Origin of the sequence: Bradyrhizobium sp. NC92 (genome assembly GCF_025200865.1) — a bacterium.
Lineage (GTDB): Bacteria > Pseudomonadota > Alphaproteobacteria > Rhizobiales > Xanthobacteraceae > Bradyrhizobium.
In genome coordinates this window covers 2,317,915-2,336,316 of sequence record NZ_CP104171.1, presented here as the reverse complement: position 1 = coordinate 2,336,316, position 18,402 = coordinate 2,317,915, and the positions used below count along the sequence as shown (strand labels likewise).

22 protein-coding genes and 1 tRNA gene are annotated in these 18,402 nt (G+C 64.8%); 17 read left to right on the top strand and 6 right to left on the bottom strand.

Translation table 11 applies throughout. From position 1 onward, the window contains the following. The first annotated feature begins 164 nt into the window (after positions 1–164). The 3 genes from N2602_RS10900 to N2602_RS10890 all read left to right on the top strand — a co-directional run bounded on the left by N2602_RS10900 (position 165) and on the right by N2602_RS10890 (position 1,394). Complete coding sequence (locus tag N2602_RS10900) at positions 165–389, top strand: hypothetical protein (RefSeq protein WP_018648745.1); 225 nt, start codon at positions 165–167, stop codon at positions 387–389. A gap of 219 nt (positions 390–608) precedes the next feature. After that, the gene (locus N2602_RS10895; RefSeq protein ID WP_260382639.1) at positions 609–935 is read left to right on the top strand and encodes a hypothetical protein; all 327 of its coding nucleotides are present in this window, start codon (positions 609–611) and stop codon (positions 933–935) included. A 156-nt stretch (positions 936–1,091) separates the two neighbouring features. Continuing rightward, on the top strand, positions 1,092–1,394 hold the full coding sequence (locus tag N2602_RS10890) for a hypothetical protein (protein WP_260382638.1): 303 nt from the start codon (positions 1,092–1,094) through the stop codon (positions 1,392–1,394). A 178-nt stretch (positions 1,395–1,572) separates the two neighbouring features. On the opposite strand, the gene N2602_RS10885 is transcribed toward N2602_RS10890, so the two are convergent. Next, positions 1,573–2,484 carry a LysR family transcriptional regulator gene (locus N2602_RS10885; protein ID WP_172787289.1) on the bottom strand — a complete coding sequence of 304 codons (912 nt, stop codon included), beginning with the start codon at positions 2,482–2,484 and terminating at the stop codon, positions 1,573–1,575. 71 nt (positions 2,485–2,555) lie between these two features. On the opposite strand from N2602_RS10885, the gene N2602_RS10880 reads away from it, so the two are divergent. The 3 genes from N2602_RS10880 (at position 2,556) to N2602_RS10870 (ending at position 5,289) form a co-directional block, all read left to right on the top strand. Then, entirely contained in the window at positions 2,556–3,185 is a 630-nt protein-coding gene (locus N2602_RS10880; protein ID WP_212254907.1) for an HAD-IA family hydrolase, read from the top strand. Positions 3,186–3,268: 83 nt separating this feature from the next. Next, complete coding sequence (locus N2602_RS10875; protein ID WP_260382637.1) at positions 3,269–4,159, top strand: tripartite tricarboxylate transporter substrate-binding protein; 891 nt, start codon at positions 3,269–3,271, stop codon at positions 4,157–4,159. Between the two features lie 2 nt (positions 4,160–4,161). Further along, entirely contained in the window at positions 4,162–5,289 is a 1,128-nt protein-coding gene (locus tag N2602_RS10870; protein WP_260382636.1) for a DSD1 family PLP-dependent enzyme, read from the top strand. A gap of 447 nt (positions 5,290–5,736) precedes the next feature. On the opposite strand, the gene N2602_RS10865 is transcribed toward N2602_RS10870, so the two are convergent. Continuing rightward, positions 5,737–5,813: transfer RNA gene (locus tag N2602_RS10865), tRNA-Pro, on the bottom strand. A gap of 68 nt (positions 5,814–5,881) precedes the next feature. On the opposite strand from N2602_RS10865, the gene N2602_RS10860 reads away from it, so the two are divergent. The 7 genes from N2602_RS10860 to N2602_RS10830 all read left to right on the top strand — a co-directional run bounded on the left by N2602_RS10860 (position 5,882) and on the right by N2602_RS10830 (position 13,543). Continuing rightward, a complete protein-coding gene (locus N2602_RS10860) occupies positions 5,882–6,871 on the top strand; it encodes an L-threonylcarbamoyladenylate synthase (protein ID WP_260382635.1) in 990 nt (329 codons plus the stop codon). A 16-nt stretch (positions 6,872–6,887) separates the two neighbouring features. Then, positions 6,888–8,315, top strand: coding sequence for an FAD-binding oxidoreductase (locus N2602_RS10855; protein ID WP_260382634.1), 1,428 nt, complete (start codon positions 6,888–6,890; stop codon positions 8,313–8,315). Next, the gene (locus N2602_RS10850) at positions 8,312–8,755 is read left to right on the top strand and encodes a GNAT family acetyltransferase (protein WP_260382633.1); all 444 of its coding nucleotides are present in this window, start codon (positions 8,312–8,314) and stop codon (positions 8,753–8,755) included. The genes N2602_RS10855 and N2602_RS10850 overlap by 4 nt, the downstream gene beginning before the upstream one ends. Before the next feature lie 188 nt (positions 8,756–8,943). Beyond that, entirely contained in the window at positions 8,944–9,525 is a 582-nt protein-coding gene (locus tag N2602_RS10845; RefSeq protein ID WP_260382632.1) for an NUDIX domain-containing protein, read from the top strand. A gap of 281 nt (positions 9,526–9,806) precedes the next feature. Further along, entirely contained in the window at positions 9,807–10,736 is a 930-nt protein-coding gene (locus tag N2602_RS10840) for a glycine reductase (protein ID WP_260382631.1), read from the top strand. A 34-nt stretch (positions 10,737–10,770) separates the two neighbouring features. Next, complete coding sequence (locus N2602_RS10835; RefSeq protein ID WP_260382630.1) at positions 10,771–11,964, top strand: CaiB/BaiF CoA-transferase family protein; 1,194 nt, start codon at positions 10,771–10,773, stop codon at positions 11,962–11,964. A 325-nt stretch (positions 11,965–12,289) separates the two neighbouring features. Then, positions 12,290–13,543, top strand: coding sequence for an IS110 family transposase (locus N2602_RS10830; protein ID WP_172789764.1), 1,254 nt, complete (start codon positions 12,290–12,292; stop codon positions 13,541–13,543). Between the two features lie 226 nt (positions 13,544–13,769). On the opposite strand, the gene N2602_RS10825 is transcribed toward N2602_RS10830, so the two are convergent. Then, positions 13,770–14,534 (bottom strand): SOS response-associated peptidase, encoded by a 765-nt coding sequence (locus N2602_RS10825; RefSeq protein WP_260382629.1) that lies wholly within the window; start codon positions 14,532–14,534, stop codon positions 13,770–13,772. Between the two features lie 63 nt (positions 14,535–14,597). Here N2602_RS10825 and N2602_RS10820 point away from each other — a divergent pair, with 63 nt between their 5' ends. The 4 genes from N2602_RS10820 to N2602_RS10805 all read left to right on the top strand — a co-directional run bounded on the left by N2602_RS10820 (position 14,598) and on the right by N2602_RS10805 (position 16,491). Further along, positions 14,598–15,107, top strand: coding sequence for a hypothetical protein (locus tag N2602_RS10820; protein ID WP_172787278.1), 510 nt, complete (start codon positions 14,598–14,600; stop codon positions 15,105–15,107). 9 nt (positions 15,108–15,116) lie between these two features. Continuing rightward, positions 15,117–15,551, top strand: a complete 435-nt coding sequence (locus N2602_RS10815) for an NUDIX hydrolase (protein ID WP_260382628.1) — start codon at positions 15,117–15,119, stop codon at positions 15,549–15,551. 45 nt (positions 15,552–15,596) lie between these two features. Further along, entirely contained in the window at positions 15,597–15,974 is a 378-nt protein-coding gene (locus tag N2602_RS10810) for a TIGR02301 family protein (RefSeq protein WP_260382627.1), read from the top strand. A 250-nt stretch (positions 15,975–16,224) separates the two neighbouring features. After that, positions 16,225–16,491, top strand: coding sequence for a hypothetical protein (locus tag N2602_RS10805; RefSeq protein ID WP_025034564.1), 267 nt, complete (start codon positions 16,225–16,227; stop codon positions 16,489–16,491). Positions 16,492–16,667: 176 nt separating this feature from the next. Here N2602_RS10805 and N2602_RS10800 read toward each other — a convergent pair whose 3' ends face one another. From N2602_RS10800 to N2602_RS10790, 3 genes are all read right to left on the bottom strand, one after another. Beyond that, positions 16,668–16,994 carry a cupredoxin domain-containing protein gene (locus N2602_RS10800; RefSeq protein WP_260382626.1) on the bottom strand — a complete coding sequence of 109 codons (327 nt, stop codon included), beginning with the start codon at positions 16,992–16,994 and terminating at the stop codon, positions 16,668–16,670. A gap of 9 nt (positions 16,995–17,003) precedes the next feature. After that, positions 17,004–17,537 (bottom strand): DUF4142 domain-containing protein, encoded by a 534-nt coding sequence (locus N2602_RS10795; RefSeq protein WP_260382625.1) that lies wholly within the window; start codon positions 17,535–17,537, stop codon positions 17,004–17,006. A gap of 86 nt (positions 17,538–17,623) precedes the next feature. Further along, positions 17,624–18,316, bottom strand: coding sequence for an RNA polymerase sigma factor (locus N2602_RS10790; RefSeq protein ID WP_212254633.1), 693 nt, complete (start codon positions 18,314–18,316; stop codon positions 17,624–17,626). Positions 18,317–18,402 lie beyond the last annotated feature (86 nt).

Below are 18,402 nucleotides of genomic sequence, written 5' to 3'. Positions count from 1 at the left end.
TTCCGTGCCTGCGGGTATCATCTTGCGGCGCTGGGTGAGCACCCTGGACGGGAATTTCGTTGCCGATCTGCAACGGTTCCCCACCGTCTGAAGCTGGACAAAACAAACTCCCATTCCGGCCACGAACCGCTCTCACAAGGCCGTGAGACTATCAGGGGAAGACGATGCGTGCACAACGCGTTTGGAAAGTGAATGGGGCCGCCAGCATCGGGCAGCTCCAATCCAGGCTGGACGATCTGAACAAGCGCCTCAGCCAGCTCGAGAACCAGAATCCGGAGAATTGGAAGCTGGAAGAGCTGAGATCGAGCGCGCTCAGCCTGTCGCGCGAGATCGACGACATCCGCTGCGCCGAGGCGACGGCGGCCTTGAGCGAGCTGCTGCGGAAATAACCAGGCCTACCGATTCGCGCCGCGCCAGGGGGAACCAAGCGCGGCGGCAGCCATTTCCATGCAAAGCATGGAGCGAGATCATGAGCAGGCACCCGACGCGCGCCTATCTCGCGCGCGGCGTGGCCGGCGCGGTATCCATGCCGGTCCTGTGCGCGGCGGCGTCTTCACCATCGCGCGCCCCTTCGCGTTATGAAGAATTCGGCTTGTGAGGGATTTCGCATGACGTCCGATCCCGAGGAGCAGGTCAGGCTGCAAGGCTACGGCGAGATGACGCTGCGCACGGCCGTCGAGACCTTGATGCTGCTCGCGCCGCGCGAGCGGTCCGAGGCCGCAATCTTTCGCGTCCGCGACGGCGTGCGCCTCGCGCAAAGCGAGATCGCCGAGCTCGCATCCAGCTGGGCGCTCGAGCCCGCCCCAAACGTGCGATCGCCGAAACTGGTGCCGGAGCAGCACTGGCAGGACGTGGTCCGCGGCATGGTGCGCGACGCCCCGCTGCCGTCGCTGCTGGTGGCCTTCCTGGTGGGTGTGCTGATCGCGCGCAGATGATGATGCGCTCGCGACGACGCGCTCACATGAATGGAATCACCGCGTTCCGGGAAACCCGAGGAAACCCTTTGCTCGCGACATTGCGACCGTTCCGCGCGGAACGTCTCGCGGCAGGAGGGATTGGTCCCCCGTTGAAGCCCGAACATGGAGACAACCATGACACGTACGAAACTCGTGAGCGTCGCCGCAACTCTTGCCGCGATTTTGCCGCTCGCAACTGCAAGCCCCAGCCTCGCTGCAGGACGCGGTCCCGGCTGGTGCACGACACCTAGTGGAGAAGCTGTCGGCGCCGCCGGCCCGGCGATGAGCGGCGGCCAGTTGATGGCCGGCGTCGGCCAATGCCAGCGCATCGGCGGTTGGCACCCCACCAACACCTACGGCTATCAGGGCCCGGGCTACGGATATGACGAGCCCCGCTGGGGCACGGGTACCTCAGTCTACGCGCCCTACGAGGACTAGGACCGCAAGGTCACAGCGGCGCGGCCGATCACGGCCGCGCCGCTGTCCCGCCCCGGTTCGGCTCTGGGTCATGACCCCGCTCTCTCGCGCTGATAGCGGACATTGCTGAACGCATCCCCATGGCAAGAGCCAAATCGGTCGGCCGAACCGTCAGCAAGGCGGCTTCGAGCGCTGCACGTCAAATACTTCGCCAAGGCGGCCTCGGTTGAAAGCGGGTTTTCAGGCTTTCAACAAAATGCGAGACACGGGCTGAGACCCCGCGACGCGTTGGCACCAAGGCCAGAATATCGGCGCCTTCGAATTCATATTCACGAAACAGCCGACGCAGTTCGCCCTTCTTAACCGACGGCGCCACGTCCCATTCGGACCTGAGTGCGATGCCCAACCCTGCAATAGCCCACTCGCGAACAACCTCACCATTGTTGCTGGTGAGTGCCGGAGTTATTCGAAGCGCTTCTGATCGCCGGGATGATGCGTGGCTGTTCCTGTAGCGCCAAAGCGTCACGTCCTCTTCGTTTTCGCGAACGGAGAGACATGCATGCTGGGCCAGGTCGCGGGGATGTGACGGCGTTCCGCGTCGTCGAAGATAGCCGGGACTGGCGCACACCCAGCGCGCGTTGCGGGCAAGAAGGTGAGCAATCCACGAGGAATCCCGGACTGTCCCGATATGGATGACGACGTCAGCTTCGACATTGCTGTTCCAGGGGGTTTCGGAAAGATCCAGCGTCGCACGCACCTGTGGGTAGTCGCGAATGAATGCCGCCATGACGGGCGCGACATGAATCCTGCCAAAGCCAAAGGGCGCGACAACCCGTAGGGGGCCGGCAAATGCGCCACCGCTGAGACTGTTCCCCAGATCATCGATACGCGCCAACAGGGACTGGGCTTCATGAACGAGCCGTTCGCCTTCCGGCGTGAAGCGCAGGCCTCGGGAGTTGCGGACGACAAGATTGATTCCGAGAACGGCCTCCAGCTTTTTCAATCGCATGGAAAGCGCCGGCGGCGTGACATCGAGCGCCCTCGCCGCCCCGCTAAGCGAGCCGGTTCGGCTCAGGGCTACCACAAATCGAAAATCCTCAAGCGCAATCATTCAATTTTCCTGAAAGGATAAGATAATCATACTTAAACACAACTGATCACCGAAGTGATAGAAGTTTGACAATGACCATGCCCCGCGCCGTTCTTTTCGATCTTCTCACGGCGCTCCTCGATTCCTGGAGCGTCTGGAATGCCTCCGCCGGATCCGAAGCGTCGGGCCGAGCCTGGAGGGCCGAGTATCTCCGCATGACCTATGGTTGCGGTAGTTATGTTCCGTATGAGGATCTGGTCCGCCAGGCTGCGCGCGCAACTGGTCTCGCTCCGTCGGCGGCAGACGCCCTCGAAGCAAATTGGATGTCCCTCCCGGTCTGGAGCGGCGCGCAGGCTGCGCTAGACCAGTTGGCCGGACGCGCGCGCCTGGCAGTCGTCACCAATTGCTCGACGCGCCTTGGACGAATGGCTGCCGCCCGCCTCCGCACACAATGGGATGTCGTGATCACCGCGGAAGAGGCCGGCTTCTATAAGCCCGACACCCGCCCCTATCGTCTTGCGTTGGACATGCTGGGCGTGTCGGCTGCGGACGCAGCGTTTGTCGCAGGCTCCGGCTACGACCTCATCGGCACCTCAGCCGTCGGGCTGCGCACCTACTGGCACAATCGCGTGGGCTTGGCTCGTCCGGAGGGCGCCCCGGCAGCCGAGAGAGAATCTCCGAACCTCGATGACCTCGTTCCGTGGCTGGAGGACTTTTCATGATGATATCTCGCACGTTGGCTGCCATGTTCGCGGTCGGATTGAGCATCTCTGGGGCAACGGCTCAGGAGTTTCCCGAGAGGCAATTGACGCTGATCGTTCCGTTTCCAGCCGGTGGCCCGAGCGATGCACTTGGCCGGGCGGTGGCTCAAGCCATGGCCGCCCACTTGAAGCAATCGATCATCGTGGAAAATATTGGCGGCGCCAGCGGCACCATCGGCCTGACCAAATTGCTGAAGGCGCCTGCGGATGGATACTCGCTCGGATTTGGCACCATCGGCACACATGTCGCGAATGTCGCGTTCTACAAACGCCTTCCATACGACCCAATCGCCGACTTCGAGCCTGTGGGCCTCGCTGGGATGGCTTCCACACTTCTTGTCGCGAAGATGGACCTGCCAGCATCCAATCTACATGAGTTCGTCACCTATGCCCGTGCCAACGGCGAGAAACTCACCTATGGCAGCGCTGGCGTCGGATCGATTTCGCACTATGCCTGCGTTCTGCTGCTGTCAAACCTGAAACTGAGCATCACCCATGTTCCATATCGCGGCATTGCCCCAGCGATGAACGACCTCATGGGTGGTCACGTAGACTTCATGTGTGACCAGACCACCACAGCGCTACCTCAAGTGCTCGGCGGAACGATCAAGGCCATCGCAGCTCTGAGTGATCAGCCCCTGCCGCAGGCGCCTCAAATATCCACTACGGCAGAGGCCGGCTATCCGGGCGTGAAACTCCGCTCCTGGAACGCGATCTTCGTGCGAAGGGGAACGCCCGTTCCGGTGCGTCAGAAATTAAACGACGCCTTGCGCGCAGCACTCGTCGACCCGGATGTCATGCGGCAAATGACAGCGGTGGGTGTCGAACTGCCACGGGGAGCGGATCTCGAGCCCGGTGCCGTCAGCGCGCTGATCGCCCAAGGGCTGGAGCACGACGTGCCAGTGCTGCGCGCCAAGGGCGAATATCTGGACTAAGCATGACATCTTTTTCCGACATCGAAACGCCCGCTGCCATCGTCGACGTCGTGCGCATGCAGCGTAATATCGCCCGCATGCAGGACCGGATGAACGCCTTGGACGTCAGTTTCCGTCCCCACGTCAAGACGACCAAATGCTTCGCTGTTGCGGACAGGCAGCGCGCCGCGGGCTCGAACGGCATCACCGTCTCGACCCTGCGCGAAGCCGAGGAGTTTTTTGCTGCGGGCTACGACGACATCCTCTACGCGGTCTGCATCGCGCCGCACCGGCTCAGCCGAGCCCAGCGACTGCGTGATCGAGGCTGCCGCCTCAAAATTCTGGTCGACTCGGTCGAGGCTGCGCAAGCCGTCGTCGAGGCGCAGTCCCATCGCGATCCTTTCCACGTCCTGATCGAGGTCGACACTGACGGACACCGCTCGGGTGTAGGCCCCGAGGATGAGCGTCTCATCGAGATCGGCCGCATTCTTCACACCGGCGGCGCCACACTTCGCGGCGTGCTGACTCATGCCGGAAACTCCTATGAGCTCGACGAGCCCGGGGCCCTGGAGCGGTTGGCGGAGCAGGAGCGTGCCTTGAGCGTTCGCGCGGCCGAACGGCTTCGCGCTGCCGGCCTTCCATGCCCGGTCGTGAGCGTCGGATCGACCCCGACAGCGCTGTCCGCCCGCGCCTTGGACGGCGTTACGGAAGTGCGCTGCGGCGTGTACGTGTTCTTCGATCTATTCATGACGAATGTCGGCGTCTGCGCGTTCGACGATATCGCCCTGTCCGTGCTGACGAGCGTGGTCGGCCATCAGTCGGAGAAAGGCTGGATTATCGTCGACGCCGGATGGATGGCGATGAGCCGAGACCGCGGCACTGCTCGTCAGCGCCGTGATTACGGATACGGGATCGCATGCGATTTAGAGGGGCGCCCGCTCAAGGAAGACTTGGTGATGATCGCAGCAAATCAGGAACACGGAATCCTTGCCGTAAGAAACGGTCCTGTCATCTCTCTTGAAAATTGCTTTCCGATTGGCACACGACTTCGAATACTCCCGAATCACGCCTGTGCTACCGGAGCACAATTCTCCGAATATCATGCCACGGAAAACGGCATTGAAAGATGGCGGAGGTTTAATGGCTGGTGACATTGCCTGCCTAGAACCTCACGGAGTGGCGGCCCCAGGTGGGTACGACAGTCATGCGGTGAGAGCCGGTGCTTTTGTCTTTGTTTCCGGACAATTGCCGATCTCCGCCAATGGTGCGAGGCTTGCTGACAAGGACCTTCATCCGGATGAAGAGGCTGCGTAGGCGTTTGGAGGAAGGCGCTGAGTTGAACTCTATCCCCCGCGCGCCATTCGCGCCCGGAGGTCAGCCAAAATAGGCCCGTAAGTCCGGAGGGAGCATTTGTGATGCTCGATCATGTCCTACGTGACATCCCGCCAGGGTTCGTTTAGGTCGTCCCGCATCAGCCTGATCTGCTCCTCGACGCCCCTGGCATAAGCCTGGGATCGACAGGGATGGCTGCCGTGCCTCAAATCATTGCGCATTTGATTGCGTGGGAAAAACGTAGAAAGTATAAGTACTTGAAATGATGGTCGGAGTGGCAGGATTCGAACCTGCGACCCCTGCGTCCCGAACGCAGTGCTCTACCGGGCTGAGCCACACTCCGACAAGAAGGCGGCTTATAGCGTCGGGTTTGACGCACTGCAAGCGGCCGAGCTGAGGAATTTTGCCCTCGTGAAAACGGGTGTTGAAACGCTGATTTTGCCGGCCGGCGCGGCCGGCGCGGAAGCCGCCGCCCGGCGACTTGCGGCCGGCGGGCTGGTCGCGTTCCCGACCGAGACGGTCTACGGGCTCGGGGCGGATGCAGCCAATGCCACCGCGATCGCCCATCTCTACGCCGCCAAGGGGCGGCCGGCGTTCAATCCGCTGATTGCGCATGTCGCGGACCTCAAGGCCGCGCGGCGGATCGGGCGATTCGATGCGCGCGCGCTGGCACTGGCGGAAGCGTTCTGGCCGGGGCCGCTGACGCTGGTGGTGCCGAAGACCGAGGACTGCCCGGTGGCGGATCTTGCCACCGCCGGACTCGACACGGTCGCGATCCGCATCCCCGCCCATCCCGTCGCGCAGGCGATCCTGCGCGCCTTCGGCGGCGCGGTGGTGGCGCCGTCGGCCAACATCTCCGGCCACGTCTCGCCGACGCTGGCTGCCCATGTCGAGAGCGACCTTTCCGGGCGGATCGACCTGATCGTCGATGGCGGGCCTGTTACGGTCGGCGTGGAATCGACGATCGTCGGCTGCCTCGACGCGCCGATGCTGCTCCGTCCCGGCGGGCTGTCACGCGAGCGGATCGAGGCGGTGCTGGGCGCGCCGCTGGCGCGGCCGCCGGCGGAGGCCGAGAGCGACGACGGCCAGCCGCTGGCGCCGGGCATGCTGGCCTCGCATTACGCGCCGCGCGCCCATGTGCGGCTCGATGCGCGTGAGATCGCGCCGGGCGAGGCGCTGCTGGCGTTCGGCCCCGCGCGCCTGCCCGGCCTTGACGCCGCGTCGGCCGTCATGAATTTGTCGCCCACCGGTGATCTCGATGAAGCCGCCGCCAATCTGTTCGGCTATCTTCGCAGCCTCGATGCGAAAGGGCCGCGGGCGATTGCGGTGATGCCGATACCCGAAGATGGTCTGGGCGAGGCGATCAACGACCGGCTGCGCCGCGCCGCGGTGGCGCGGTGAAGCAAGAGACGAGGACATGAACATCAACAAGCCTGCCACCCCGCCGCTTGCCCCCGAATTGATCGCGCAATTCCGCAAGATCGTCGGCGACCGCCACGCGATCATCGATCCGACCGATATCGAGCCTTACGTCACCGAGGAGCGCAATTTGTTCCACGGCCGCTCGCCGCTGGTGCTGCGCCCGGGCTCGACGGCGGAGGTCTCTGCCATCTGCAAGCTCGCCTCCGCGCACAACATCGCGCTGGTGCCGCAGGGCGGCAACACCGGGCTCGTCGGCGGCCAGACGCCGCACAATGGCGAGGTGGTGGTGTCGCTGCGCCGGCTCGACAAGATCCGCGAGGTCGACACCGCCTCCAACACCATGACGGTCGAAGCCGGCGTGGTGCTGCAGATCGCGCAAGCCAAGGCGTCCGAGGTCGATCGGCTGTTTCCGCTGTCGCTCGGTGCCGAAGGCAGCTGCACCATCGGCGGCAATCTCTCCACCAATGCCGGCGGCACCGCGGCGCTCGCCTATGGCGTCGCGCGCGAGATGGCGCTGGGGCTGGAAGTGGTGCTCGCCGACGGGCGCGTGCTGAACGCGCTGTCGAAGCTGAAGAAGGACAACACCGGCTACAATCTGCACAACCTCTTCATCGGCGCTGAAGGCACGCTCGGCATCATCACCGCGGCGACGCTGAAACTGTTTCCGAAGCCGCGGGCGATCGAGACCGCCTTCGTCGGGCTGAAATCGCCGGCGGCGGCGCTGAAGCTGCTCACCATCGCGCAAGGCGAGGCCGCCAATGCGCTGACGAGCTTCGAGCTGCTGTCGCAGCTAGCGGTGGATTTCTCCGTGCGCCACGGCATCGACGTGCGCGATCCGCTCGCCGAGAAGCATCCCTGGTACGTGCTGATGGAATTGTCATCGCCAAGCGAGGATGCCCGCACGCCGCTGGAGACGATCCTCGCCCGCGCCATGGAGGAGGAGATCGTCGACGATGCCGTGATCGCGGCGAGCCTCGCCCAGCGCGCGGCGTTCTGGAAGCTGCGTGACGAGATGTCGGCGGCGCAGAAGCCGGAAGGCGGCTCGATCAAGCACGACATCTCCGTCCCGGTTGCGGCCGTGCCCGAATTCATCGCGGAAGCCGATGCGGCCGTGGTGAAGCTGATCCCCGGCGCCCGACCGGTGCCGTTCGGCCATCTCGGCGACGGCAATCTGCATTACAATGTCAGTCAGCCGATCGGCGCCAACACCGCCGATTTCCTCGCGCGCTGGCATGATGTGAACGCGGTGGTGTTCGAGATCGTGCTGCGCATGGGCGGCTCGATCTCGGCCGAGCACGGCATCGGCGTGCTCAAGCGCGACGAGCTGCCCGAGGTGAAGGACAAGACCGCGTTCGAGCTGATGCGACAGGTCAAGGCGATGCTCGATCCGCTCGGCATCATGAATCCGGGGAAGGTGCTGTGAGCGCCCTTGCGATCGAGCCCATCTCCGACGCCGATGTCGAGCCAGTCGTCGCGCTATGGCAGCGCTGCGGCCTGACGCGGCCCTGGAACGATCCGCATGCCGACATCGCGCTGGCGCGGCGGCGGACCAATTCCACCGTGCTGGTTGGCCGCGAGGGCGGCGCGATCGTCGCCACCGCGATGGTCGGCCATGATGGCCATCGCGGCTGGGTCTATTACGTCGCCGTCGATCCCACCTGTCAGAAGCGCGGCTATGGCCGCATCATCATGGCCGCGGCCGAGGACTGGCTGCGAAGCGCCGGGATTTCGAAGCTGCAGCTCCTGGTCCGCCGCGAGAACGCGCAGGCCAACGCGTTCTATGGTTCGCTGGGCTTCGAGCTCTCGACCTCCGTGATGTTCCAGAAGTGGCTCGACGGCCGCGCGACCACGCCAAGCAATTGAGATCGAGATGCGGCCGCGAACGCAACTGCGCCCCCTCGCCCCGTTCTTACGGGGAGAGGGTTGGGGTGAGGGGCTTCTCTCCGCACGTGAGATCGTCGATGGACCTGTACCCCCTCACCCGCATCCCATCTCCGATGGGATGCGACCTCTCCCCGCAAGCGGGGAGAGGTGAAGAAGAGAGAGACCTCATGACCATTTCCGACCGCGTCCGCATCAAGGACGTCCGCGTGCTCTCGGACGGCTGGACCACGCTGAAGACCACGACGTTCGAGTACCGGCGCGCCAACGGCGAATGGCAGACCCAGCATCGCGAGACCTATGAGCGCGACAACGCCGCCGCCGTGCTGCCCTACAATCTCGCGCGGCGGACCGTGATCCTGGTCCGCCAGTTCCGCCTGCCCGCCTTCATCCGCGGTTACGACGACCTGTTGATCGAGGCCGCCGCCGGCGTGCTCGACAACGCCGAGCCCGAGGAGCGCATCCGCGCCGAGGCCGAGGAGGAAACCGGCTATCGCCTGCACCACGTCCACAAGGTGTTCGAGGCCTTCATGAGCCCCGGCGCCATCACCGAGAAGCTGCATTTCTTCGTCGCCGAATACGAGCCCGAGATGCGGGTGAGCGACGGCGGCGGCCTCGAGCACGAGGGCGAGGACATCGAGGTGTTGGAGCTTTCCATCGACGAGGCCCTGGCGATGATCGCCGACGGCCGCATCATCGACGCCAAGGCGATCATGCTGCTGCAATATGCGGCGCTGCACGTGTTCAGGTAGGTGGCGCTGCCTTGCTTCGCCTCTCCCCGCTTGCGGGGAGAGGCCGGATTGCATCGAAGATGCAATCCGGGTGAGGGGGAGCCTCCGCGAGTCCAACTCTCACCGTCCTCGCAGAGGCTCCCCCTCACCCCAACCCTCTCCCCGCAAGCGGGGCGAGGGGGCGCACCTGCCGTGCGGCAAGCCATTGCTACCGCAATTCTGACCTGCGCCGCCGCTCCCCCCGTTGAGCAACCCCGCAACTATCTCTAGTCTGGCCCCAACCAAGAACCAGGAGACGCGCCATGTCTGCTCCGCGCGACGACGAATTCGGCTTTGCGCCCGACTACGACTCCCCCGTTCCCTACATGCAGCGCACCCGCGATTATTACGCGGCGATCGGCTACACCACGCCGTACCGCTGGGCGCATTACACCGAGGCGCCGTTCCAGCCGCTGAAGAAACCGCTGGCCCAATCGCGCGTCACCATCATCACCACCGCTGCGCCCTACGATCCGGCCAAGGGCGACCAGGGGCCGGGCGCGGCGTATAATGGCAGCGCGAAGTTCTATCAGGTCTATGACGGCGACACGTCGATAGAGCACGACCTGCGCATCTCGCACATCGGCTACGACCGCAAGCACACATCCGCCACCGACAGCGGCACCTGGTTTCCGCTGCCACAGCTGTTGAAAGCGTCCGCCGCGGGGCGGATCGGCGAGATCGCCCCGCGCTTCTTCGGCGCGCCGACCAACCGCAGCCATCGTGTCACGCTCGACACCGACGCGCCGGAGATCCTGGCGCGCTGCCTCGCGGACAAGGTGGATGTCGCGGTGCTGGTGCCGAACTGCCCGGTCTGCCACCAGACCACCGCGCTCGTGGCGCGGCATCTGGAGCGCAACGGTATTCCGACCGTGATCATGGGCTGTGCCAAGGACATCGTCGAGCACGCCGCCGTGCCGCGCTTCCTGTTCTCTGATTTCCCGCTCGGCAATTCTGCCGGCAAGCCGCACGACATCGCCTCGCAGGCGCAGACGCTCGAGCTCGCGCTCCGGCTGCTGGAGACCGCGAGCGGTCCGCAGACCACGATGCAGTCGCCGCTGCGCTGGAGCGAGGACGCCTCCTGGAAGCTCGACTACAACAACGTCGCGCAGCTGAGCCCTGAAGAGCTGGCGCGCCGCCGTGCCGAGTTCGACAAGCAGAAGGAGATCGCGCGCGGCAACCGCGCCGCCTGACGTCCTCCGATAACAACAATCAAGGGAGAGCAACGTGACGCGACCGTTCGAGGGCGTGAAGATCCTGGATTTCACGCAAGTGCTGGCCGGCCCCTATGCGAGCTATCAGCTCGCGCTGCTCGGCGCCGACGTCATCAAGGTCGAGCGGCGCGAGGGCGAGGACATGCGCCGCACGCCGCTGTCCCGCGAATGGGCCGAGCGCGGCCTGGCGCCGGCATTCCAGGCCATCAACGGCAACAAGCGCAGCCTGACGCTCGATCTGCAGAAGCCGGAGGCGATCGCGATCGTGAAGAAGCTCGCAAGCCGCGTCGACGTCGTCATGGAGAATTTCCGTCCGGGCGTGATGGACAAGCTCGGCATCGGCTATGAGGCGCTGTCCGCGATCAATCCGAAGCTGATCTATTGCGCGGTGTCGGGCTTCGGCCAGACCGGGCCGGATCGCTTGCGCCCCGGTTATGACGGCAAGATGCAGGCGCTGTCGGGCATCATGGCCATCACCGGCCACCCCGAGACCGGACCGACCCGCGCCGGCTTTGCGGTGTGCGACGTGCTCTCGGGCGCCACGGCCGCGTTCGGCGTGTCAAGCGCGCTCTATCAGCGCGACCGCACCGGCAAGGGGCAGCTGATCGACGTCTCCATGCTGGAGGCGACGCTGGCGTTTCTCTCGGGCCAGATCGCCGACTGGTCGGTCGCTGGTCATCGGCAAACACTGTCGGGCAATCAGGCGGTGAGCCGCCGGACCACGGCGAATTTGTTCAAGTGCGGCGACGGCCATATCCTGCTCGCCGTCAACAACGAGAAGCAATACCGCGCGTTGATGGCTGCGCTCGGTCGCGAGGACACGCTGTCAGATCCGCGCTTTGCCGACTGGTTCTCCCGCAACGAGAACGAGCCGGCGCTCCGCGCCATCATCGAGGAAGCGCTCGCCGCACGGCCGGCGCGCGAATGGGAAACGATCCTGGAAGACGCCGGCGCGCCCTGCGCCAGCATCTGGAAGGTCGAGGAGGTCATCGACCATCCGCAAGTGAAGGCGCGCGGTGCTATCCAGGAGCTGGACACGCAATACGGCCGCCTGCGCTTTGCCGGCAGCGGCTTCAAGCTCGCGCATGGCGGCGGCAGGCTGGATCGCATGGCGCCGGAGCTGGGCGCGGATACGGACGCGATGCTCGGCGAGCTGGGATTCGGCGCGGCGGAGATCGCGGGCTTACGGGCGAGGGAGATCGTTTAGAACTCCGCTGCCGTAGGGTGGGCAAAGGCGCAACGCGCCGTGCCCACCAATCTATCCGTTTCGTCGGTGAGCGATCGTGGGCACGCTTCGCTTTGCCCACCCTGTACCCTTGTGGGGTTCGTGGCGGCCTTCGGATGTAGACTGGCCGTCCGGGCCGATCCGCCGGGAGCAGCCTTGTCCACCTGTGCCTCGAGCACCGACGTAGGAACCGCGCCCCGGCGGAGCGACCGCGATCGAGATCCGGTAGGAGGTCGCGCCAAGAGCGCCGGTACAGGGACTGATCAGGATCGTGGTGGCCCGCCTTGCGAGCAAGGAGGTCTCAACAATGATCGAAGATGTACGCTGGTTCGTCGGGATCGACTGGGCAACGCGGAGCCATAGCGTTTGCCTGCTGGATGCCGCGGGAAGACAGGTTGCGCAGCACGAGTTCGACCATGGCGGCGCCGGGCTGACGGAGTTGCGTGACTGGCTGCTGGAGAAGACCAAGGCCGCACCGGGACAGATCGCCGTGGCGATCGAGATGCCGCACGGCCCGGTGGTGGAGATGCTGCTCGAGCACGGGTTTGCGGTGTTTGCCATCAATCCCAAGCAACTGGATCGCTTCCGCGATCGCTTCACGGTGGCCGGTGCCAAGGACGACCGCCGCGATGCTCATGTGCTCGGCGCCTCGCTGCGCACTGACCGTGCTGCTTTCCGTCGGCTTGTGGCAGACGATGCGGCGATGATTGAGCTGCGGGAGTGGTCGCGCCTGGCGGACGAACTGCAGCAGGAACGCACGCGGCTTGCCAACCGCTTGCGTCAGCAGTTGTGGCGATATTATCCCCAGGCCACCAAGTTGACCGACGATGTCGCCGACGAATGGTTCCTGGCGCTTTGGCAGAAGGTGCCGACCCCCGCCAGTGCGGTCAAGGCCAGCGAGAAGGCCATCGCAGGTGTTCTCAGGGACTATCGTATCCGCCGTCTCAATGCGGCGACGGTGCTCGGGACTTTGCGCGAGGCACCGCTGTTCGTAGCCCCCGGCACGACGGAGGCAGCCTGCGCTCACATCCGCAGCCTGGCGGCACGTCTGCACCTGGTCAATCGGCAGATCAAAGAGGCTCATCAGAACCTGGACCGGCTATGTGCCGAGTTCGAAGGAGAGGAGAAGCCGTCGGGGCAGAGCTCGGAGCAGTGCGACGTGACGATCCTACGCTCCTGGCCAGGAATCGGCAGGATCAATCTCGCCACACTGCTCGCCGAGGCCGCAGAGCCCCTGCGCAGACGAGATTACCATGCTCTGCGCGCCTTGGCAGGGGCTGCGCCGGTGACGCGGCAAAGCGGCAAACAACGCTTCGTGATCCGCCGCCTCGCCTGCAACAGGCGGCTACAGAGCGCCGTCCATCACTGGTCGCGTGTCGCCATCCAACACGACGCTGCCAGCAGGCGACGGTATGATGCCTTGCGCAGAAAAGGACACGGTCACGCGCGGGCTCTGCGCAGCGTGGGAGATCGCTTGCTTTTTGCCCTGTGCACGACGCTCAAGCGACAGACCCCATACGATGCGGACCATAACGGCACAAAGAACTCCGCGAACGGGTGAGCCCCATTCCTTTGTTCGGCCGGGCGACCATTCCTTCGTCCCGACCTGCCGAGCGCCAGAGCGCCGCCCGCAGATGCTGTCCAGGATGCCGAAGGCACCGGCAAAGCCGGCGCGCAGCGTCCTGGACTGCATCGAGCACGGCGCTACCATATTGCCCTATAAGGACGTTCCCCTTGACCAAGGGTAGGAGGTCCTACGGCACTTTGCCCACCCTACGGCACCGCGCCTAGAACAACGATCCCTGCCCGTCATCCGACGACGCAGCCGCAGTCTTCCGCACCGCTTTCTTCGGCTTCGCCGCCTCGGCCTCCGCCTCGATCTCCTCCGCACTGATCGGCAGCACGAGCTGCTCGTCATCATTGGCGACGCGGTTGACGCGGGTAGAGACCGGGTGCCAGGCGAATTCGCCGACGTGCGGAGGCCTCATCAGCGGCAGGATCGCATCGACCTCGTCGCCTTTGATGTCGAGCCAGCGCTCGAAGTCGCGCGGGCTGATGGTGACGGGCACGCGGTCATGCAGAGCGGCGAGATCCTCGCCCGCCGCCGCGGTGACGATCGCGACCGTGTCGAGCTCCTCGCCGTTCGGCCCGACCCAGGTCTCGAACAAGGCGGCAAAGCCGAGCGGCGCACCGTCGGCGCGGTGGATGAAAAAGGGCTGCCTGCGGCCGGCTTCCGTCTTCCACTCGTAATAACCATCAGCCGGGATCAGGCCGCGCCGGCGGCGAATCGCGTTCTTGAAGGCGGGTTTCTCCAGCACAGTCTCGGAGCGTGCGTTGATCAGGAGCGTGAACCCGCGGGGGTCCTTGACCCAGCTCGGCAGCAGACCCCAGCGCATCAGGCGGAAGCGGCGCGCGCCGTTCTCGACCAGCACCACCGGAATCGGTTGCGTCGGGGCGACATTGTACCGGGGCGGGAAATTCGGCTGCTCGACATAGCCGAACAGTTGCCGCAAAGCCGCGGGGGCCGAAGTTATGACGAAGCGTCCACACATCCTTGGGGGCCTATATAGGGTCCGTTCAGGTCCTTTTAACCCCGAACGTTAACACTGCGGCAGATGAGCTCAACGGCCACCCAACCCGCGCGGACGCATGTACAGACGGGCCCCGAGGCGGCCGCCTGGGCCGAACGGCTGCGCGTGGCCAACATCAACCCGCGGACCGGGCTTGCCACCGACTATCTCAACCATTTCAATGAAGCCGTGATGCTGCTCGAGATGGTGCCGGATATGCCGGAATGCGCGGATGACTTCCTGACCTGGACGCCGCTGTCCTATGCCGAGCATTTCACGGCGTCGAATTTCAAGGCGCGGGATTTGGCGATCGAAGCCTATGAGAAGGCCGATCCCAACGTGCGTGCCCAGTTCGACCACATGACGGATACCATGACCTCGATCCTGACCGCGGTCGGCTCGGCGATGCGCGAGGTCGAGAAGGACTCGACCCGCGTGCGCCTCGCCGAGCAGGCCACCCTCTGGGTCAAGCCGCTGATCGCGGCCTGCGGCGGCATCATCAATGGCGGGGCGGAAGCCGACGTCGACACCATCATGGCGAACTCGGCCCGATAGGTGGCGCGATTGACCGCAATCGTCCACCCTGCCCATCCCCAGCTCGCGGTCAGCGCGGCGATCTTCCGCGACGGCAAGGTGCTGCTGGTCCGCCGCGCCCGCTCGCCCGCCAAGGGCTTCTATTCGCTGCCGGGCGGCCGTGTCGAGTTCGGCGAATCGCTGCATCAGGCCTTGAGCCGTGAGGTCGACGAGGAAACCGGGCTTCGTATCGAGATCGTTGGCCTTGCCGGCTGGCGCGAGGTGCTGCCGGCCACCGCCGGCGCCGGCCATTACCTGATCATGTCCTTTGCCGCCCGCTGGACGGCCCGGGAGCCGGCTCTCAACGACGAGCTCGACGATTACCGCTGGATCGCGCCGGATGCGCTGGCAAGCCTCGGCGACCTCAAGCTGACCGGGGGGCTGGAGGAGGTCATCCTGTCGGCTCACCGGCTGCTTGGGGCCTGACGGCCCGTCTTGCGCCAGCCGTCCCGAGGGGGCATACAGCCGCCGATGTCGATGCGATTTCTGGCCATTTTTGCCGTGATTCTCGCCTGCGCCTCCGGGCCTGCGAGAGCCCAGGACGTGGCGGCGCCGTTTGACGGCGGACTGCAGCGGCTGGCCGAGATCCTGGGCGGTCTGCACTATCTGCGCGGCATCTGCGGGGCGAACGAGGGCAACAAATGGCGCAACGAGATGCAGGCGCTGATCGATGCCGAGACCCCCTCCGGGGAGCGCCGCACCCGCATGATCGCCGCCTTCAACCGCGGCTATAACGGTTTTCAGCAGACCTATCGCAGCTGCACGCCGGCCGCGACGGTGGCGATCCGCCGCTTTATCGAGGAAGGCTCGAAGATCTCGCGGGATCTCACGGCGCGCTACGCGAACTGATTTCTCGTCGTTCCGGGGCTCGACGAAGTCGAGAGCCCGGAATCCATCGAGCCGCAGAGTTGGTGGCCTGATGGATTCCGGGCTCGCGCTGCGCGCGCCCCGGAATGACGAGTGATGGAACCCTGTCATCGACTTTGTTCACAGCCGTTAACCGTTCTTAAAGATGTGGCCTAGCGGTCGTTAACGCCCGTGCTACACCTTCTCGCACAGCGCATCGCCGTGGATCGCGCCCCAGCCCTGACCGAGTTTCATGAGCCAGCCGATTTCCTACGCCCCCGCCCGCGCGCCGCTGCCCGATCACGAGCAGAAACAGGCTGCGCTGAGCTATCTCAACGAGGCCTGGGCCGAGGCGCGCCATGACGGCGTCGACGGCGACTGCCTGGCGCAGGCGAGCCTGTTCGCGGCGCTCGCCGAGCTCGTCGGCACCTATGGCGAGGACGCGGTGGCGAAGTTCGTCGAGGGCTTTCCCGGCCGCATCCGCAACGGCGAATTCTCGGTCGGCATCTCCAGGCAGTAGGCCGCTCCGAAAAATGACCCCGCCACGCGGGCGGGGCCAGTTGCGGATGAATGACTTGGCGAAAGGCCTCGCGAAGTCTGCCGCTCTTATCGCACGGAAGCCGCTTTCAGCGGACAAGCATTAGTCTCGCGGCCATCGGGAGATGTTCCCGCAGCGCGCGGGAATTCGCTCCCTCGTCACGGCTCGATCTTGAGCGTCGCTTTCATGTTGGGATGATAGCGGCAGTAATACTCGACCGTTCCGGCCTTCTTCAGAACTGATGTCGCCGATTTCTTCGGCGGCAGCGGCACGTCGAAATCGCCGTTCCTGGCGGTGGCGGTGTGGGCGAAGACGTCCTTGTTGACCCAGGTGATGGTATCGCCGATCTTCGCCGATACCTCAGCCGGAGCAATCACGAGATTGTCCATCGTGATCGTGATCTCGATCGACGCGGCGCGTGCCGGGACGATCGTCGACAGGAGGACGACCGCAAGCGCGATCGTGGCGAGGCGTCCCGGCATCATGCGAGGCTCCTATTTCAGCTCGGCCGCAACGTGCTCGGCGTGCTGCTGATGGCCTTGGAAGATCTTCAGCCCGGTCTGCAGCAGGCTCTTCAGCTCGGCATTGCTCGCAGACGGAATGAGTTGCGTCTCCAGGGCGCCATTGACTGCCTTGTGGTAGGCGACCTCGTTGGCGACGTAAGCCTTGTCGAACGCCGCGCCATCGAGCTTGTCGAGCTCGGCCAGCTTGTCGGCCGCCTGCTTCGATAGCGCCTTGCTGGTGTCGTTGTCCTCCGGCGTGACGTTCAGCTTCTTGACGAGCGCGAGGGCCTGCTTGTTGACCGCCTCGTGGTCGCGCAGCATGTCTTCAGCGAACGCCTTGACATCCTTGTTCTTGGCCTTCTTCTGCGCCTGCTTGGCAGCGTTGATGTCGATCACGCCCGCGATGTAGGCGATATGCGCGATCTGGGGATCGGTGGGCTTGTCGGCTGCGCTGGCGACGTGCAGCAAAACGGGACTCGACAACATCATCGCTGCGGCGGCCGCCGCGCTCCATCGGATCAGCATGGCTTGGCACTCCTGTGGGCCGGAAACGTTCCGGACTGTTGCTTGCACAGGTTGGATGCCAATTCCGCGCGAACGTTCCCGAAAAATTAGGCCCCGATGCCAAGCCGCCTGAGCACGGCCTCCGTCAGGCGCTCGCAACGCTCACCGGCGAACGGAAACGCATCCATCACGACCGGACCGATCTTCTTCTCGACGTTCTCGCGCAGCATCGCGCGCGCACGGTGCAACCGAGTCTTCACCGTCTCGGGCTTGATGCCGAGCAGCTCGGCGGTCCCCTCCACGCTCATCCCCTCCATCACCCGCGCGATGAAGACCATGCGGAAGGTCTCGGGCAGTTCATCGACCGCGCGTTCGACGACACGCTGGATCTCGCGTTGGGCCATGGACTTTTCCGGATCAGTTGCGGCGGACGAAAGCGGAAACTGGATGATTTGCGCTTCGAGCGTTGCCTCCGGCACCGATCCCAGCTCGACCTGCGGCTTCCGACCGCGTGCGCGTCCGAGGGCTTCGTTGATGGCAATGCGCGACAGCCACGTCGACAGCGCCGACTCGCCAAGGAATCCGTCGAGATGCGTGAAGGCGCGGACATAGGTCTCCTGCACAACGTCCTCCGCGTCGCTGTCGCTGCGCAGGATGCCGCGGGCGAGCCTGAAGAGCCGGCGGTTATTGGCTTGCATGATCTCGCGCAACGCGGCCTCGTCGCGGCGCCGCGCGCGGTCCACCAGCGCGGCTTCCGAAGTCCTGGCGCCGGCGGTCAGGCCGGCTGCGGTCCCTGGCATGGCGGGTTTCCTGTCTCCAATTGGCTCCGGACATTGGATGCAGCCGCAGAGGAAAGGTTCCCGATTTTCTTCCCCGGGATCTTACC

Excerpts from the sequence above, each read along its gene's own strand:
- N2602_RS10900 (WP_018648745.1), top strand. The coding sequence starts at position 165 with ATGCGTGCACAACGCGTTTGGAAAGTGAATGGGGCCGCCAGCATCGGG.
- N2602_RS10895 (WP_260382639.1), top strand. The coding sequence starts at position 609 with ATGACGTCCGATCCCGAGGAGCAGGTCAGGCTGCAAGGCTACGGCGAG.
- N2602_RS10890 (WP_260382638.1), top strand. The coding sequence starts at position 1,092 with ATGACACGTACGAAACTCGTGAGCGTCGCCGCAACTCTTGCCGCGATT.
- N2602_RS10885 (WP_172787289.1), bottom strand. The coding sequence starts at position 2,484 with ATGATTGCGCTTGAGGATTTTCGATTTGTGGTAGCCCTGAGCCGAACC.
- N2602_RS10880 (WP_212254907.1), top strand. The coding sequence starts at position 2,556 with ATGACCATGCCCCGCGCCGTTCTTTTCGATCTTCTCACGGCGCTCCTC.
- N2602_RS10870 (WP_260382636.1), top strand. The coding sequence starts at position 4,162 with ATGACATCTTTTTCCGACATCGAAACGCCCGCTGCCATCGTCGACGTC.
- N2602_RS10855 (WP_260382634.1), top strand. The coding sequence starts at position 6,888 with ATGAACATCAACAAGCCTGCCACCCCGCCGCTTGCCCCCGAATTGATC.
- N2602_RS10845 (WP_260382632.1), top strand. The coding sequence starts at position 8,944 with ATGACCATTTCCGACCGCGTCCGCATCAAGGACGTCCGCGTGCTCTCG.
- N2602_RS10840 (WP_260382631.1), top strand. The coding sequence starts at position 9,807 with ATGTCTGCTCCGCGCGACGACGAATTCGGCTTTGCGCCCGACTACGAC.
- N2602_RS10830 (WP_172789764.1), top strand. The coding sequence starts at position 12,290 with ATGATCGAAGATGTACGCTGGTTCGTCGGGATCGACTGGGCAACGCGG.
- N2602_RS10825 (WP_260382629.1), bottom strand. The coding sequence starts at position 14,534 with ATGTGTGGACGCTTCGTCATAACTTCGGCCCCCGCGGCTTTGCGGCAA.
- N2602_RS10820 (WP_172787278.1), top strand. The coding sequence starts at position 14,598 with ATGAGCTCAACGGCCACCCAACCCGCGCGGACGCATGTACAGACGGGC.
- N2602_RS10810 (WP_260382627.1), top strand. The coding sequence starts at position 15,597 with ATGTCGATGCGATTTCTGGCCATTTTTGCCGTGATTCTCGCCTGCGCC.
- N2602_RS10805 (WP_025034564.1), top strand. The coding sequence starts at position 16,225 with ATGAGCCAGCCGATTTCCTACGCCCCCGCCCGCGCGCCGCTGCCCGAT.
- N2602_RS10800 (WP_260382626.1), bottom strand. The coding sequence starts at position 16,994 with ATGATGCCGGGACGCCTCGCCACGATCGCGCTTGCGGTCGTCCTCCTG.
- N2602_RS10795 (WP_260382625.1), bottom strand. The coding sequence starts at position 17,537 with ATGCTGATCCGATGGAGCGCGGCGGCCGCCGCAGCGATGATGTTGTCG.
- N2602_RS10790 (WP_212254633.1), bottom strand. The coding sequence starts at position 18,316 with ATGCCAGGGACCGCAGCCGGCCTGACCGCCGGCGCCAGGACTTCGGAA.